This window comes from Methylocapsa acidiphila B2, assembly GCF_000427445.1.
Lineage (GTDB): Bacteria > Pseudomonadota > Alphaproteobacteria > Rhizobiales > Beijerinckiaceae > Methylocapsa > Methylocapsa acidiphila.
In genome coordinates this window covers 3,080,993-3,097,160 of record NZ_KE386496.1, presented here as the reverse complement: position 1 = coordinate 3,097,160, position 16,168 = coordinate 3,080,993, and the positions used below count along the sequence as shown (strand labels likewise).

General features: G+C 61.6%; 14 protein-coding genes. 7 read left to right on the top strand and 7 right to left on the bottom strand.

Annotated elements, in window-relative coordinates; translation table 11 throughout:
• Genes METAC_RS0117230 through METAC_RS24220 form a run of 3 tightly spaced genes read right to left on the bottom strand, consistent with a single transcriptional unit; the run spans position 1 to position 2,416 of the window.
• Positions 1–462 (bottom strand): phage tail protein, encoded by a 462-nt coding sequence (locus METAC_RS0117230; protein ID WP_026607993.1) that lies wholly within the window; start codon positions 460–462, stop codon positions 1–3.
• A 23-nt stretch (positions 463–485) separates the two neighbouring features.
• Positions 486–1,676 carry a phage tail sheath family protein gene (locus METAC_RS0117225; protein ID WP_026607992.1) on the bottom strand — a complete coding sequence of 397 codons (1,191 nt, stop codon included), beginning with the start codon at positions 1,674–1,676 and terminating at the stop codon, positions 486–488.
• Entirely contained in the window at positions 1,673–2,416 is a 744-nt protein-coding gene (locus tag METAC_RS24220; protein WP_036255693.1) for a carboxypeptidase-like regulatory domain-containing protein, read from the bottom strand. The genes METAC_RS0117225 and METAC_RS24220 overlap by 4 nt, the downstream gene beginning before the upstream one ends.
• A 293-nt stretch (positions 2,417–2,709) precedes the next feature.
• Between METAC_RS24220 and METAC_RS26555 the strand changes: the two genes are divergently transcribed.
• Together METAC_RS26555 and METAC_RS0117205 are read left to right on the top strand one after the other, a co-directional pair.
• Complete coding sequence (locus METAC_RS26555) at positions 2,710–2,877, top strand: hypothetical protein (protein WP_156898260.1); 168 nt, start codon at positions 2,710–2,712, stop codon at positions 2,875–2,877.
• A 305-nt stretch (positions 2,878–3,182) separates the two neighbouring features.
• On the top strand, positions 3,183–3,545 hold the full coding sequence (locus METAC_RS0117205; RefSeq protein WP_026607991.1) for a hypothetical protein: 363 nt from the start codon (positions 3,183–3,185) through the stop codon (positions 3,543–3,545).
• 21 nt (positions 3,546–3,566) lie between these two features.
• On the opposite strand, the gene METAC_RS0117200 is transcribed toward METAC_RS0117205, so the two are convergent.
• A complete protein-coding gene (locus tag METAC_RS0117200) occupies positions 3,567–4,004 on the bottom strand; it encodes a MarR family winged helix-turn-helix transcriptional regulator (RefSeq protein WP_026607990.1) in 438 nt (145 codons plus the stop codon).
• Positions 4,005–4,127: 123 nt separating this feature from the next.
• Between METAC_RS0117200 and METAC_RS0117195 the strand changes: the two genes are divergently transcribed.
• The 4 genes from METAC_RS0117195 (at position 4,128) to METAC_RS0117175 (ending at position 9,933) form a co-directional block, all read left to right on the top strand.
• On the top strand, positions 4,128–4,625 hold the full coding sequence (locus METAC_RS0117195; protein WP_026607989.1) for a DUF302 domain-containing protein: 498 nt from the start codon (positions 4,128–4,130) through the stop codon (positions 4,623–4,625).
• Between the two features lie 85 nt (positions 4,626–4,710).
• A complete protein-coding gene (locus METAC_RS0117190) occupies positions 4,711–5,571 on the top strand; it encodes an alpha/beta fold hydrolase (protein WP_026607988.1) in 861 nt (286 codons plus the stop codon).
• A gap of 427 nt (positions 5,572–5,998) precedes the next feature.
• Complete coding sequence (locus METAC_RS0117185) at positions 5,999–7,246, top strand: cupin domain-containing protein (RefSeq protein ID WP_026607987.1); 1,248 nt, start codon at positions 5,999–6,001, stop codon at positions 7,244–7,246.
• A 605-nt stretch (positions 7,247–7,851) separates the two neighbouring features.
• The gene (locus METAC_RS0117175) at positions 7,852–9,933 is read left to right on the top strand and encodes an RNA-directed DNA polymerase (RefSeq protein ID WP_156898258.1); all 2,082 of its coding nucleotides are present in this window, start codon (positions 7,852–7,854) and stop codon (positions 9,931–9,933) included.
• Positions 9,934–10,052: 119 nt separating this feature from the next.
• Here METAC_RS0117175 and dnaN read toward each other — a convergent pair whose 3' ends face one another.
• Positions 10,053–11,186: a DNA polymerase III subunit beta gene (dnaN, locus tag METAC_RS0117170; RefSeq protein WP_026607985.1), complete on the bottom strand. Its 1,134-nt coding sequence runs from the start codon at positions 11,184–11,186 to the stop codon at positions 10,053–10,055.
• 279 nt (positions 11,187–11,465) lie between these two features.
• On the opposite strand from dnaN, the gene METAC_RS0117165 reads away from it, so the two are divergent.
• On the top strand, positions 11,466–13,646 hold the full coding sequence (locus METAC_RS0117165) for a PBP1A family penicillin-binding protein (RefSeq protein WP_026607984.1): 2,181 nt from the start codon (positions 11,466–11,468) through the stop codon (positions 13,644–13,646).
• A gap of 46 nt (positions 13,647–13,692) precedes the next feature.
• Here the strand turns inward: METAC_RS0117165 and METAC_RS25340 are convergent, their stop codons facing one another.
• Positions 13,693–14,715 (bottom strand): hypothetical protein, encoded by a 1,023-nt coding sequence (locus tag METAC_RS25340; protein ID WP_051335650.1) that lies wholly within the window; start codon positions 14,713–14,715, stop codon positions 13,693–13,695.
• 38 nt (positions 14,716–14,753) lie between these two features.
• The gene (locus METAC_RS0117155) at positions 14,754–15,947 is read right to left on the bottom strand and encodes an amidase (protein WP_084143730.1); all 1,194 of its coding nucleotides are present in this window, start codon (positions 15,945–15,947) and stop codon (positions 14,754–14,756) included.
• Positions 15,948–16,168 lie beyond the last annotated feature (221 nt).

Below are 16,168 nucleotides of genomic sequence, written 5' to 3'. Positions count from 1 at the left end.
CTACTCGCGCTGCAACTCGTCGTAGGCAAGCTTGAGTTCCGCGATGGCGATCTCCCGTCCGAGCCCGTCGAGAGAAGGCCCATGCCATTCGCAGGGCCAGGCGTTAATGAGGTTCCAGCGGATCGCTTCCGTGGAGCCATCGGTTTCAAGCAACAGGATCGAGACATTGCGCCGCTCGATCCGGCCCTTGGCGATCGAACTGATCCATTGCCACATGCCGGTGGAGCGCGTGACGCCATGGCGGAGCGTCACTTCGGCATATTCGACGGGTCCGGGCAGAGACCGCACGATCTGCGCATTGCCGGCCTCGCGAAATCGGATCGGATGCACCCGCATCGCGATGCCCTGCACCGAGAAAAAGGCGGCCTCGGCGACCCCGCCGATGTCCAGCCGAAAATTGAAATTGCGGTAGGGATCCACAGCCGCCGTCGCCGCGGCGCCTTTCGCTTGCTCGTCTGCCATCGCTCAATCTCCGGTCCGACGTTTCATTGCCCGGCTCCAGGCCCCGCCATCTGGCCGATTTCGAATACCACGAATTCGGCGGGCTTCACCGGAGCTATGCCGATGACCGTCGTGACGATCCCGCGATCGACATTTTCGGGCCGGTTGGTCTCCTCGTCGCATTTCACGAAGAAGGCCTGCTCCGCCGTCGCGCCCATGAGCGCGCCTCTCCGCCATAAAAGCGTGAGAAAGGCCGAGACGTCGCGCCGAAGCGACTTCCACAGGGGCCTGTCGTTCGGCTCGAACACAACCCATCCGGTCGAGCGATAGATCGATTGCTCGATGAAAAGGACGAGACGGCGCACATTCACATAGGTCCAGTTGGAGCCTTGCGGCGCGAGCGTGCGCGCGCCCCAGACGAGGATGCCCTGCGTCGAGAAATAGCGGATGCAATTGATTCCGGCTTGATTGAGCTTGCCTTGCTCCGAATTCGTCAGGCTTTGGGCGAGCCCCGTCGCACCTCGGACGATCTCGTTCGCCGGCGCCTTGAAGACCCCCCGCTGCGTGTCGGTCCGGGCATAGATGCCGGCGACATGGCCGGAGGGCGGCATCCGGATCGGGTCCCTGCGGCTCGGGTTCAGAGCGTCGCGGCCGAGCAGCCAGGGAAAATATTGAGCGCCGAAGCCGCGCTGGGAGATCGGCGGCCGGAGGCCCGGAGCTTCCCCCGCCGGCGCGTCCCCTACCGCCGTCGCGGAACCTTTCTCCTGCCCGACCCGCACCAGCGCATCGAGATCGACCTTATCGGGCCCCGGCGCGTCGAGGATCGCGAAACGATCCCCGACTCTTTCGCAATAGGCCAGCAACGTAGACGTCGACGCAATATCCGATCGCCCCGGCGCCGCCACCATCGCGACCTCGTCGAGCGGCTCGATGAGCTCGAGCGCCGGATCGATCGGACCGTCGTCGCCGAGATTCACCACATAGCAGCGGGACCCGCCATTCGCGAAAAACCCGTAGACTGCGTTGGCGAGGATATTGGGAGTCTCGGATGTTGCGCCGAAGACGTCGCAGAATTCGCCGAAACTGTTGACCGGCTTGACCTTCAGCCGGTTGGCGTCGGCCTTGGGCGCGAGGCCGATGAAGGCGGCGGTCGTCGTCGTCACGCCCTGGATCGGGCGCGCGCCGGTATCCTTCTCATCGATGTAGATGCCGGGATACGAGTAGCTCAGGCTCATTTCGACCTCCCCTCAACTGGCTCTTCGTCGGCCCCGTTTATCGGCAGGCGCAAGAGGACGCCGGATCTTTCTTTGACGGAAAAAGAGCGCGATCGCCCTTTGGCCGTGACCGTCAACGCGACTGTCCCCTGCGCCGGCACTCCCGTCAACCGGAAGCGGCCGTTCCGATCAGTTCGCGCCTCTCGGCCATAGGCCTCGGCTTCGACGCGCGCGTCCATGACCGGCCGTGGATCGACGCCAGAAACTTCGCCCATGATCGCGCCTTCCATTGCGCCGAACTCGACCATTTCGACCCTGAGAGGTTCGAGCACCGGCTTGACCGCGCGCCGCGGGCGTTCGCGGACCAGCGGGAGGCGAATGAGCGTGGCGAGGCACGCCGGGAGGCCGAGAGCGCGACGCGCCGTGTCCGCATCATCGCCTTGCGCAATGATGAAATGACGCGCGACGCCCTCCGCGTCGATCCAGATTTCGTCGGACAAGCCAAAGGCCAGTTCGCCGGCGATGGTCGCCGCCTCGAGGGCGTCGGCATGGTTCACGACGATCAGAAGCGAAACCTCGATGGCCTGCGCTTCGCCGCATCTTCGTTCGGCGCCACGAGGGCTGACGCGGTGGAGAAGGACGCCCGCGCCTTCGGGAAGAGGCCCGGCCGAGGGCGCGACCAGCCGCACCGTCGTCGACGCCGCGCGCGTCCCCAACCATTCGAGAAATGCCGCCGTCAGATCGCCGACTGTTTGCGCCACAGCCTTCCCCCGAGCGAGGATCGAACACCTGGACGTCGGGGCGCAGGACGCGCTCGGCGCAGCAATCAACGACGTCTCGCGAGGCCATTGTCAAGGTCAGGATATAGTCTCGGAGGCGTCGGCGCAATCTCCTGTCGGTTGGCGAAACGGGACCTGCCTTCTCGACCGAACAACCTGGCTTGTTCGCGCCTATGAGCCGGCGAAGGAGACCGGACTCGGCCCAATCGTAGACTCTCGCCTCGACCGAACCGATGACATGTCCGTCCTCAACTCTCCGACCGATCTGCCCACCTATGCAAGGCTTTGCCGGCTGCTTCGCGTGGCAAGAGGCGCGGCGGCGAGGCCCACGGAGCCGGGCGGGGCTCGCCGCCGCGCTCGCGCCGCTGCAAGCCGCGACGGCTAACGGCCGCGGCGCGCAGGCGCAGGACCTCTCCTATCTCGCGAAGATCAGCCTGTCGTAGGCCTGGATTCTCGCCGATGACTTGAAGGAGGCGATCCAACTCGGCATGCGCGTCTCGGCCGAGATCAAAACCGGAGATCGCCGCGTGATCGAATATTTGCTCTCGCCGATCATGCAATTCAACACGTAATACAGCTTCGATGCAAAGTGGTTTTAACTTCTAAAAGCTTTAACCTCGGGCGCTGTTGGTGCAAATGCCTTTCAAGAGAATCTGCGACTCAGCGATCCCTATGGCGGCATATATGGTGACCCAAGTCTCCGATATGCGCAAACTACGTTGACCTTTGGCTATCCAAGCTACTTTGGATGCGCAGCTCCTCTGGCGTGAGTCAGCAGCAAGGGTGCCTCCGCCTTGCAGGGACCATTCGGGTCAATCCAACTGGAACGACCAACTTCGGCGCTCCGCAACTCGACGGCTACAGCCAACCGGGCGGCAACAGGACGCAGACGCCGGCGCAGCTCGATGTCGGCGGGAGCTATCTGACTTTCGCCGGCGCAAAAGCGCCCACACAGAGTGGCTCGGGCGTGTCCGCGCCAGCTGACCACCTCACTGCCGTCGGCCTGGCAGCGACTGATCCGATCGCGCTTTCCGCCGATCCATCCATTGTGGATTGGGCGAGTTTCAACAATGACATTAACGCGCTTCGCCTGGCGGAGTCGGCAAGGTAGATGCGCGGATGCTTTCGATCGTCACTCAGCCACAAGCTCGGTCGACGCAACGGTTCGCATCAGCGTTCGCAATTCCGAATCCTGACGGCTGCCAAAGGCGGCGTCGAACCCTGCCTGGGCCGCAGCCCAATATTTCCAGGCCTCATTGAGTCGCTCCAGCCCGATGTCGGTCAGGCGCAGTTCTTTGCTCCGGCGGTCGCCCACCCCTCGAACAACGGCGATGAGTCCGTCTCGCTGCAGGGGAAGAATGTTTCGGCCGAGGGTCGTCGGGTCCATCACTAACGCCTCGGCAAGGCTATTGATGGTCAACGGTCCCCTCGCCTTCAACTTAGCGAGAATCGAGAACTGCGTTATCCGCAGTCCTGAGGGAGCCAGATGCTGATCGTAGAACTGGCTCACGTGACGGGCCGCCTGGCGTAGCGCCAAGCAGGTGCAGAACTCAGGAGGGGCGAGAGTCATGGCAATCTTGACAAGCTCATTATAGGAGCTAATATACCTGCATATGCGGCTATGTCAAGTTGAGCCTGTCCTGAAGGTCGATGAGATGTCGGGCGGGCACGGCGAATGCGCTGCGAGGCGGCAATGATCGATAGCTTCACCGTTCAGCACTATGAGCATGTCAGCCAGCGTTCCTTCGAGAGCGTCGTCGCCGCCTTCGAGGCTGAGCTCGGGACGGTCGAGGACGGCGCGCTCCCGCGGGAAGTCGCTGCGGCCGCGAGTCGGGGCGACTTCGAGACCCGCATCGGGGGTTACGAGGGCCGAAGCGGCTTCATGCGCTTCCTGACGAACGATCACGGCGCCTGGATGGCGAAGATAGGCGCTGAAGCCAAAATCCGTTCGTATGTCATTGGCAATCCGCTGGTGGCTCAGACCATGATCACACATGATCCCGGCGTCGGCCTCAACGTTCCGATAAGAGTCGTGATCTTCCAAACGACGACTGGCGAGGTTCGTCTGGCCTATGATCTGCCGTCATCTCTGATGAGCCGGCTCCACAACGAAGACGTCTCCGCCGCAGCTCTCAAACTCGACGCCAAGCTCCGCGCCTTGGCGGAGCTCGCAACAGGCGCGGTCGCCTGAGATCGACGCGGGACCAGCTTGGACACGGCCAGAACGGGCCGGATGTATTCGACACTTCCAATTCTCTGAGCACCTGGAGGATGACATGACCGACCTCGACGCAGGGACATCCCGGCGCGAAACGCTGGAAGCCGCGCCCACCCGTTACGTCGACGGCGACGGGGTCCGCTTCGCCTATCGCCGGCTCGGCCCATCGACCGGAACGCCGCTGGTTCTGCTGCAGCATTTCTCGGGGAACATCGACGCCTGGGATCCCGCCGTCGTGAACGCCCTCGCCGTGGATCGTCCCGTGATTGCGTTCGACAACGCTGGCGTCGGCCGTTCCACGGGTAAAACGCCGGACAATGTCGCGGCCATGGCTCGCGACGCCGTCGCCTTTCTCGACCTTCTCGGCTTCTCCAATGTCGATCTGCTGGGATATTCCCTCGGCGGCTGCGTCGCCCAGCAGATCGCGGCCGAACACGGCCCGCTGGTCCGCAAGCTGATCCTCGTCGGCACGGCGCCGCGGGGCGGAGAAGAGCACTTGCTAGCCGTCCTCAAGGAGGCTTTCTCCCATACCGAAGCGCCGGATCCGCGGTTGCCGCTGTTCTTCACCCAATCGGCGGCTAGCCAGGCCGCCGGCAGAGCGTTTCTCAATCGGGTGAACGCCCGTAAGGAAGATCGGGATGTCAACAACGGCAGTGACGTGACCGACCCCCAGGCCAAGGCTCTGATCACCTGGTGCGCAACGCCCGACCCCGAGCACGCCATGCTGCGCGCGATCGCCCAGCCTGCCCTCGTGGCAAGCGGCAGCCACGACACCATGCTGCCCGCGGCCAACGCCCTTGGGATGTTCGGCGCTATGAGCAACGCTTATCTTAGCCTGTATCCTGATTCCGGCCACGGCGCCCTCTTCCAACACCACGGGCTCTTCGTGAGCCAAGCCCGCGCCTTTTTGGATGCCTAGCCAAGGACGCATCGGCTCGGGTCAGGCCCTCGACGCGACCGGTCCAGGCGGTTCAGGCTGATGCGGAACTCCCTCTTGCGCTTGCAGATTCTTCGGGATCGCCCGCCGTTGGCGACAGCGCCGAGGATGGAGAGGCGACCGTCGCCCACCGCGCCGGTTGACCGTGTGTTTGCGCCGCAGCCGTACAACCGCCGGCGACGCCTTGCTGACTTCCAAAAAGAATGGACGGACGGAGCTCCGCGGCGGCGGCAAATTTTCCCGCGGCCGCAAATGTAAGACAATTTTCATGTCCTCCTCATAGACTCCCCGCGATCATCGATTTTGTTTCGCCTAACATTTCTCTTCCTCGCGGCGCGCCCGCTCGCCTGTTCAAGGATGAGGAAAATCGAAATTTTGCCGATTGCTCCGCACCGAAGGAGATTAAGCGATGGATGATTTCTCACGCCGCGCAATATTGGCCTTGAGCGCGGTCGGCGGCGCTGCCCTCTCCTTCGAGGAAGCCCGGGCCGCGGCGTTCGGCAATCCGGACGAGCCGCCGCAGGGCGCCATAAACTCTTCGCCCGCCGCAATTTCCGATCCTGGCCCGCAAAATCCGGCGCTCGCCAGAGAGCTTCCAGCCTTTCAAAGCCCGCCTCCCACAGACGTCGGCACCATGCCGATGCTGTGGTCCTCATTCAACATCATGCCGAAGCGCATCCAGGCGGGCGGATGGGGACGGCAGGTCACGATCACGGAGTTTCCGGCCTCTAAGGACGTCTCCGGGGTGGACATGCGCCTTGGCCCCGGCGGCATCCGCGAGCTGCATTGGCATCTCGCCAATGAATGGGGCATCGTCACCAAGGGACGGTGCAGAACGACCCTGCTCGACCAAAATGGCAACGCCAACATACAGGACGTCGGTCCCGGCGACCTCTGGTTCTTTCCCGCCGGCTGCCCGCACGCGCTGCAAGGACTCGGCCCGGAGGGAGCCGAATTCCTCCTCGTGTTCGACGACGCCCATCAGTCCGAATTCAGCACGCTGCTGTTGACGGACTGGATCGCGCATACCCCGCCGGAGATTCTCGCCCAAAATTTCGGGGTTCCGGTCGAAACCTTCAAGAACATTCCGCTGCACGATCTTTGGATCTTCCAAGGCAAGGAGCCCGGCCCGCTTGCGGCGGCCCAAGCCGCCGTGGGCGCGGGCGGAAAGGCGCAGCAGCCCTTCACCTTCTCCCTCACGGCCACCACGCCGGTGAAGCAGAACGAGTCCGGCACGATCTATCTGGCCGACAGCCATAATTTCAAGGCGTCGACCACGATCGCGGCGGCGCTCGAGACCATCAAGCCGGGCGCGCTTCGGCGGCTGCATTGGCATCCCAATGCGGACGAATGGCAGTACTGGATCAAAGGCCAGGGGCGCATGACGGTTTTCGACGCCGGGCCGAGGGCGACGACCTTCGATTTCCGCCCCGGCGACGTCGGCGTCGTGCCAAGGAACCAAGGCCATTACATCCTGAACACGGGCACGGAAGACCTGCAGGTTCTGGTGATCTTCAAGGCGCCTGAATATCAGGAGGTGGATCTGTCAAACTGGCTGACCCACACGCCGCCCGATCTCGTCGCGCAACATCTCAACATAGACCCCGCAGTCCTGGCGCGGTTTCCAAAGGATAAGGTCGGCATTCAGCCGGCCTGATGGCCGCACGCGGCGAGATCAGCGCCCTTGCCGTCGGTCGGCCAATCGCACAAGCTCCAGTGATAAGCCGCATGGCGTCGGAGAGATCGAGCATGTGATCGCGGTGTACCTCATTGCGTTGAATTCTGATGACGCTAAGCGATACGCAGTTGACAATTTTATCAACCTACTGCTTGGCATGCCGGAGGATTATGGGCTAGGCGACGCCTTCCTTGAAGCTTGGCGGCAGGTGGCGTCCAAGACGCTCCGGTCAGCACATTGATTAGGCGCTAGCGTTACTTTTGGGCATTGTGTGAATGATGGCTCGGGCGATGACCGCGCCGGGCGCGATTTGATTTCCTTTGATTTTAGGCATTGGGGCTCCGGGCGGATGCTGCGGTTTTTGAGGCATGCACTTCAATGCTCGCGTGGCGGAAGCGTCAACCGCAGCTTGATAGACGTCGGAGCCTGCTTAGCGCGATTAGTCGCTCTTTGACCCTGTCCATATCACCCGCTATGCCGCGCCTTGATGCCTATATTTGGTCACGATCCAACCAAATTTTGCTTGTTGCAGGCGGCCCATCATATGTAAAAGAGTTGCTCAGCCTGCTCCAGGATACGCATCGTTGAGTACTCTCGAAAAGATATTTGAATTAGGAAATCTTCGTCGAGCTTACCGCTGGATACTGTCTAATCCAGACGCTAGGTACAAGGCACTCTTTAGAGACTCTTATGCTGCCTTTGCTCTTTCGTCTGACACTATGCTCCGGCAACTGCGCAAAGATGGTCTCTCTAATCGTTACATTCCGAACCACGCCTCAAAGGTTATGGTGCCAAAGCCATCAGGAACGTTGAGGCCACTGACTTTGTTGACGATTGAAGATCAAATTGTCTATCAGGCATGCGTAAACATTATTTCAGACTTACTAAAACATAAGACAAAACATAGATATAGAAAACGCGTGTTTGCTCATTTGTATGCGGGTAAGTCTTCTGTATTCTTTTATTTTAAATGGCAGGATAGTTATCGACTTATGGCCCGAACTATTCGTGAGTTACACTCGAATAGATTTACATATGTTGCAAACTTCGATCTGGCTGCATTTTACGACTCAATCGATCACCACGTCTTGAAACATTTTCTCAAAGACGTCGGCCTTGACGAAGATGCTATTAAAATATTGATGCAATGCCTACGACAATGGACCTCATCCACGTGGAGCACTGGACGGGGAGCAATCTATCATGAACACGGTATCCCTCAAGGTCCTCTGTCCTCTGGCATGCTTTCGGAAGTAGTTCTGCAGCACATAGACAAGGCTGGCGAAAGAGGCAGCAACACACGCTACATCCGGTATGTCGACGATATAAAAATATTCGCCAAATCGGAGGATGTGCTGCGGAGAAAGCTGATCGCTCTTGACCTCTCGTCGAAAGAAGTCGGTTTGTTCCCGCAAACCTCCAAAATTAATATCCGGCGCATCACCAATCCAAATGACGAAATCAAGTCTGTCAGTCGACCTCCAGAACCGTCGATACGGCCCGTTGTGAATCAGAAAAAACTGGCTTCGCGGCTTCTTGAAATAACCCGCAGATCCCGCGTAGACCCGCTCCTGTCCACTCGCTTCAAATACTTAATTGCACAAGCTAGGCCTAACTACAGGTTGAGTGAAAGGCTTCTTAAGGTTATTAAACGACACCCAGAATACAGTGGCGCAATCTCCTCATATTTTTCAAGGTACAAAGTCATACCGACTCGGTTGGCCGCGGAGATAACGACATACCTTAAGGAGCCAGAGCTATACCATTCGGTCACCGGCGACATTCTGCGCGCCTGCCTCGGCCGCATGTCTAGCACCGACTCAGCTGTGCTCGGGCATTTTGCCGCCCAACGGCTATTGCGGCCCGCGAGAAGTCAGCTTCCTCTTCAGCCGACCTATAAAGAGGCGCTGATCGCGTGGGCCATCCAGACAAAGGCGATCACATTTCGCGAAATGGAGACGCTGCGCGATAGTGAGACTGATTGGTGGGTCAGAAAATGCATCCTCCGGGAACTCACCGCGGACCAATTCGGGACTCCAAGCTATCGGGATTTTTTGAATAAATCGATGCGGATTCAGGAAAGCGAGATTACGCGGTGCGCCGCTGCGAGACTAGCCGAAGAAGCTATCCTGTTGGATAAGCCTCATCACGACATATTTGAGTCGGCCAAAATGATTCTGAAGACTTTCAAGCTCATCAGATCCGTCGGCAAACCACCAAGCATGATAAATTCCGTTATTGCCTACGTCTTGAAAAGGCCGGAAACAGATTACAACTGGATCACGTTATTTGGTACTGATCACAAACATGCAGAACAAATGGCTATATTCATAAAACAAACTCAGGAGACAGATATTGACGCGTTTATGACCCGTCTTGACAGTTTTTATGATAAAACAACTGAAGTAGTCTTTCGGAGAATTTGCCCCGGAAAGATCTACCCGAAATACGGCGTTGCACTTAAGCATCCTACACTTGTGTCGCTCTTGCCAAAGACAATGAAAGCATTCGAGGATCTTCACAGCCTGCGGCTAGAATCGTTCACCGCTCATCCCCGTTCAGCTAAGTCGGCTGCAGGAACACGCCGTCTGAAACATCGAGATTTTCACAAGCTGCGCCCCGCACTGGTAGCGGCATTCGACGAGCTCGAGCATATTGTGGTTTAGCTCTCGTTTCCGATTTAGATGATTGTCGCTCGATCCGAAGCCTAAATTATTTCAATCTCGGTCCCGCACCGAAGGTGAGCGGCGGCGCTAATTGTTGGCACCGTCGTCGATCGCCCCCCCTACACCCGCATGGGCATCAACACATAGAGCGCGGCGGCGCCGTCTCGATCCTGCACCAGAGTCGGTGAGCCTGGATCAGCCAGCTTGAACAACGCCGTGTCGCTGTCGAGCTGCTCGGTGATGTCGAGCAGATAGCGGGCGTTGAAGCCTATATCCATCGGCGCGGAGTCATAATCGACGTCGAGCTCCTCGACCGCCGAGCCGGAATCGGGATTGGTCACCGAAAGGGTGAGCTTGCCCTCGGCCACGGCGAGCTTCACCGCGCGGCCGCGTTCGGAAGAGATTGTGGATACGCGGTCCACCGCGGCGGCGAAAGGCGCCCGTTCGACGACGAGGCGCTTGTCATTGCCCGAGGGGATGACCCGCATATAGTCGGGAAACGTGCCGTCGATCAGTTTCGAGGTGAGGACGATCTCCGAATGATCCTCCTGGCCGAAGGTGAAGCGGATCTTGGTCGGCGAGATCTCGACCCGCACGTCCTGGTTCGGATCCTCGACGAGCTTCTGCACTTCCGCCACAGCCTTGCGCGGCACGATGATTCCGGGCATCCCGGCCGCGCCCGCCGGCGCCGGCGTCTCGACCCTGGCGAGGCGATGGCCGTCGGTCGCGACGGCGCGCAGCATCGAATGCCCCTCGGCCTCGATCGCGTGCAGGAAAATGCCGTTGAGATAATAGCGCGTCTCCTCATTGGAGATCGCGAATTGCGTCTTGTCGATCAGCCGCTTGAGATCGGCCGCGGCGAGGCTGAACGCATGGCCGAACTCGCCGGCGGCGAGGTCAGGGAAATCGCTGTCGGGCAGGGATTGGAGCATGAAGCGCGAGCGCCCCGAGCGCAATTGCAGCTGGCCGCTCTCGCCGCCGGCCTCCAAGGTCACCTGCGCGCCGTCGGGCAGCTTGCGGACGATGTCGTAGAGAATATGCGCCGGCAGGGTGGTCGCGCCCTTCTGGCTGACGTCGGCCGCGAGCCGCTCGGTCACTTCGAGGTCGAGATCCGTCGCCTTTAGGAGCAGGGCCTGGCCTTCCGCCCGAAGCAGGACATTGGACAGAATGGGAATCGTGTTGCGGCGCTCCACGACGCGATGCACATGGCCCAGCGACTTCAGCAGGGCGGCGCGTTCGAGAGTGACTTTCATCGGGCGGTCCAATCCGTTTCGGTTCGATCCGCCGCGGGCGAGTGAGCGCGCCGGCCTGGGCGGGGCGAGACTTTGGCGCGGCCGCGCGCAAACCGCAAGCCGTCGCATCATTCTGCGCGCGATTTCCCCATCATCTCCAACCGAAATTCCTGGCGGCGGGCTTGCGTCCATTCGACTTTTAATGATTTTTACCCGCCCTTAAACCGCCCCGATTAGGATCGATGCACGGTCCCGGCAGCGACGGGCGAGAGGCATCAGCGGCACGGCGGCGCGACGAGCATGGCACAGCGCAGGACGGCCGAGCGCCGCGAACCGACCTTCGGCCCAGCCGAAAAGGGCCGCGGCGCCAGCGACGAGAACAAGCCGCGCCGCCCCGCCAAGCCGCGGGGACGGCAGCGAAAGCGCGGCGGCTCCTTTTTCGGCGCTGCGCTCTATTGGACGGCCACGCTCTCGGTTTGGGCCTTTCTCGCCGGCGCGATCGTCATCGCGGTCTACGCCTCCAAGCTCCCGCCCATCGATCAGCTCGCGGTCCCCAAGCGCCCGCCCAATATCGCCATTCTCGCCGACGACGGCGCTCTGCTCGCTAATCGCGGCGACACCGGCGGCGCGGCCGTGCGGCTCGCCGAGCTGCCGCCCTATTTGCCTAAAGCCTTCGTCGCGATCGAGGATCGCCGCTTCTACTCGCATTTTGGCGTCGATCCGCTGGGCATTCTGCGCGCGGCGGCGCGCAACCTGACCGGCGGCGGCGCGGTGCAAGGCGGCTCGACCTTGACGCAGCAGCTCGCCAAAAATCTCTTCCTGACCCAGGAGCGGACCTTTTCACGCAAGATTCAGGAAGCAATCCTGGCGCTCTGGCTCGAGCATCAATATTCGAAGAACCAGATCCTCGAGCTTTATTTGAACCGAGTCTATTTCGGCTCCGGCGCCTATGGGGTCGAGGCGGCGGCGCGGAAATATTTTGGCCATGGCGCCCGCAACGTCACCTTGGCCGAGGCCGCCGTTCTGGCCGGGCTCATGAAGGCGCCGACCAAGCTCGCGCCGAACCACAACCCTGCGGGCGCGACCGAGCGCGCATCGCAGGTGATCGCGGCCATGGTTCAGGAAGGCTTCATCACCGACGCCATGGGCATGGTCGCGCTTGGCCATCCAGCGCAGGCGGTCCGCGAGCAAGGCGCGGGCTCGGTCAATTACGCCGCCGATTTTGTGATGGACGAGCTCGACGATGCGATCGGGGCGATCGACGAAGACATAGTCGTCGCGACGACGCTCAACGCCGGGCTGCAGGCCGCCGCGGAAAAGGCGCTCGCGGACGAGCTCGATCAAAAGGGGACCAAATTCGGCGTCGAGCAAGGCGCGCTCGTCGCGATGGAGCCGGACGGCTCGATCAAGGCGCTGGTCGGCGGCCGCAATTACGCCGACAGCCAGTTCGACCGAGCGGTTCAGGCCAAGCGCCAGCCGGGCTCCGCCTTCAAGCCTTTCGTCTATCTCGCGGCGCTCGAAAAGGGCCTGACGCCGGCCTCGGTGCGCGAGGACGCTCCGCTCAACGTCAAGGGCTGGCAACCAGAAAATTACGGGCATGAATATTGGGGGCCCGTCACGCTGACCAAGGCCCTGTCGCAATCCTTGAACACGGTCGCGGTGCGGCTCGGCCTCGAGGTCGGGGCGAAGACGGTCGTCAAGACCGCGCATCGGCTCGGCATCGTCTCTGAGCTTTCGCCCAACGCCTCGATCGCGCTCGGCACCAGCGAGGTCTCCCCGCTCGAGCTCGTCACCGCCTATGCGCCTTTCGCCAATGGCGGCATTGGCGTGCAGGCGCAGATCATCGCCAAGGTGAAGACCAGCGGCGGCAAGCTTCTGTATCAACGCAAGGGCGCGAGCAATGGCCGCGTGATCGACCCGACCTATGTGGCGATGATGAACGCCATGATGCAGGAGGTTGTGCTGACCGGCACCGCGCGCAAGGCGGATTTGCCCGGCTGGCAGGCGGCCGGCAAGACCGGCACAAGCCAGGATTTTCGCGACGCCTGGTTCATCGGCTACACAAGCCATCTCGTGACAGGCGTCTGGCTCGGCAATGACGACAATTCGCCGACGAAGAAGACCTCCGGCGGCAGCCTGCCGGTCGAGATCTGGTCGCGCTTCATGCGCGTCGCCCATCAAGGCGCGCCGCCGCAGCCGCTGCCGGGCGGGATATGGCAGGGGGGCGGCGCCCCGGCCGGGTTCGATCCCGCGGGGCCGACGGCGGCGATCAATCCGCCGCGGCCATCCGGCGGGCCTTTCGCCGACGGACCCGCGCCCATCGCCCGCGCCCCGCAGGCTGAGCCTAGGGCGGCCGAGGCCAGCAGCCGAAGCAATGGTCTCGTGCCGCCGGGCTTGATCCCAAATGCCGGGGAGCCGCAGCGGCCGCGACAGGCGCAGCCGAGAGAGCGCAATTTTTTCGATGCGCTGTTTGGGGGGTAGGCCGCCGCCGTCCGCGTTGTCGCCGGCGTGCGCCTGAGGCGTCGCGTTAAGGCGTCGCCGGCCCGAGGCCCTGCGCATCGGCCCATGCTTCGAGGCCCTCCGTCGGCACGCCAAAAATCTTTCGAACCTCGGCCAGCGGTCGCTCCGCCAGAGCCCAGAAATCCCACTCCGGCGCGAAACTATCGGCTTTGCTGGCAGCTCCCGCAGCCCAGGCGCACCAGAAATTCTGCGGATCCATGGGGGTCGCGGCTTTTCCCGCCACGGCATTGATTTGAATATGTAGATGCCAGATGAAAATCACAGGAAGGACATGAGCTCCCATCGGCAAACGCTTGTGCATGGTCGAGGTGAACACCGAAACCAGGATTTCGCCGCGCGGCGTGGTGTCATAGCCGCTGATGACATGGGCGCTGTCGTGCGGCACCGAAAAGCCGGCGTTGAGCGCTTTCGCCTCGCCGGGAAACTCATAGCCGTTCGAAGTGAATTGATGGTGGAACGCGCGCCCGAAGCTGCTCAAGGGATATTTCGATAGCGCGTGGAAGCGCGACGCCAGAACAGGATCGGCGGCTTGCCCTGCGTAGGGCAGCAGCCAGGCGTTGGCGTCCCCGCCCGGCCATTTACCATTGGTGATGCTGTCCATGTTGAGACGCGTCATCTCGGCGAGCGCGTCGTCCATATGCCCGTCCGAGGCGAGACTAAGTAGGTTCAGATAAGCAGCATCGACATTGAGCGCGGCGGCGTATCGGCGCACCGAGTCGACCTTGGCCGGCCCGGGAACGTCATCGATACAGGTCATCACGGTTAGAAACTTGAGCGCATCCTCGCGCAAGCCCGCATCCGCCACAGATGATGCGAGCGATTTTGGTTCGACCCGCGAGAGAGCGGTCCAATTTAGCTCGGAGGTCTCGCCGAAGATAAATCTCCAGGCGCTCCTGATCATCTCGATGTCCTCGGAACGCGCAGGCGCCGGTCCGGACTCCGCCACGGCAGCCATAGCGCCGAGGATCGCAAGACTGACATTCTCGGGAACGTTTGGGTGAAGCGCAGCGACTTCGAGATCAACCGCCATTGAACAGACTCCAAGAGAACTGTGAGGGAGCTCGCCGGTCATGTTTCCGATTTATGCAAGGAAATCGCGAGATCCAGCAATGCTTCATCGGACGACGCCGCGCCGACGATCGACAGGCCCAGAGGACAGGCGTTTTGTTGGAGAATTGGAATCGCAACCTGCGGAAGGCCCGGGTGTCCGGCGATCGCGTTGAGCGGCAATGCAGATTTGTAGAAGCTGCCGATGGCTTCCGGCGACGTCTTCAACGGCAACGCCGCGCCGAGCGTCGTTGGGATCACGAGGCCCGTTCCAGGCGGAATCATCGCCCTCAGCCGCGCGGCGATGTTTTGCCGGAAGGCGCGATAGCGCGTCACGTCAGGCTCGCCGATCGTGGCGGCGTCGGCGAAGCGCGGCGCGATCTCCTCGCCGAATCTTGGCCGATTGGCGGTGATCCACGGCCCCAGGCATCGCCAAATTTCTGCGCCCTGAAGCACTCGATAACATTCAAACCATTCAGCCTCGGCGCCGTCGAACACCGTGACCTCATCGACGGCGCCCCAGGCGCGCGCCCGTGCGCGCAACACCGTGGCGGCGGCGGGATCCGCGAACGCGAAGGCGTCGCGCGCCTGCACCAATCGGTTGATCGGCGCGGCGTCGCCGGAACCCAGCAACAAGACGCGGCCGACGCGCGACAGGCAACCAGGATCGCGGGCGAGCCAGCCGATCGTGTCATAGCTCGGCGCAAAAGGCGCGACGCCGACGGTGGAGACGCGCCCATGGGTCGGACGAAATCCGAAAATTCCGGTGAAGCTCGCTGGCGTCCGCACCGATCCGCCCGTATCGGTCCCCAACGCAAAATCCACGAGGCCGGCGGCGACCGCGACAGCGGAACCGCTCGACGAACCGCCCGGAAGCCGGTCCGGGCAAGCCGGATTGACGGGCGTGCCGTAATGCGCGTTCGCGCCTTCGAGACTGAAGGCGAGCTCGTCCATATTGGTCTTGCCGATCAGCTGCGCGCCGGCGCCAAGCAACGCCTCCACGGCCGGCGCCGATACCGCCGCCGCCGCATGGCTCGCGAGCCAGTCCGGACTTCCGCCGCCGGTGCGACAGCCGGCGACGTCGATGAAATCCTTGACCGCGAAAGTCAGCCCGCTCAACGCCCCGCGCCCCGTCGGATCGCGCGCGCATGGGGATTGGTCGACGAAGGCGCCAAAATCGGCGGAGATCTCGGACCCATCAACTGATGTTCGCATAGGTCCGCCCTCACGATATGCAAAGCCCGAGGTTAAGCCGCATCTCAACGCTTTATAACGCCCGTCGTCAATCCGATCCGCTCCCGTCGTTGAAAAAAGGCGATATTGGCAGCCCGCACCGATGAGCGCAGTATCCGAGAACGTGTTGATGGTTGCGCATAAGCAACCCTCGTAAAATCCTCCACGCGTTCGCAGGAAAGAGAGTAGTTAATTGGCCGCAG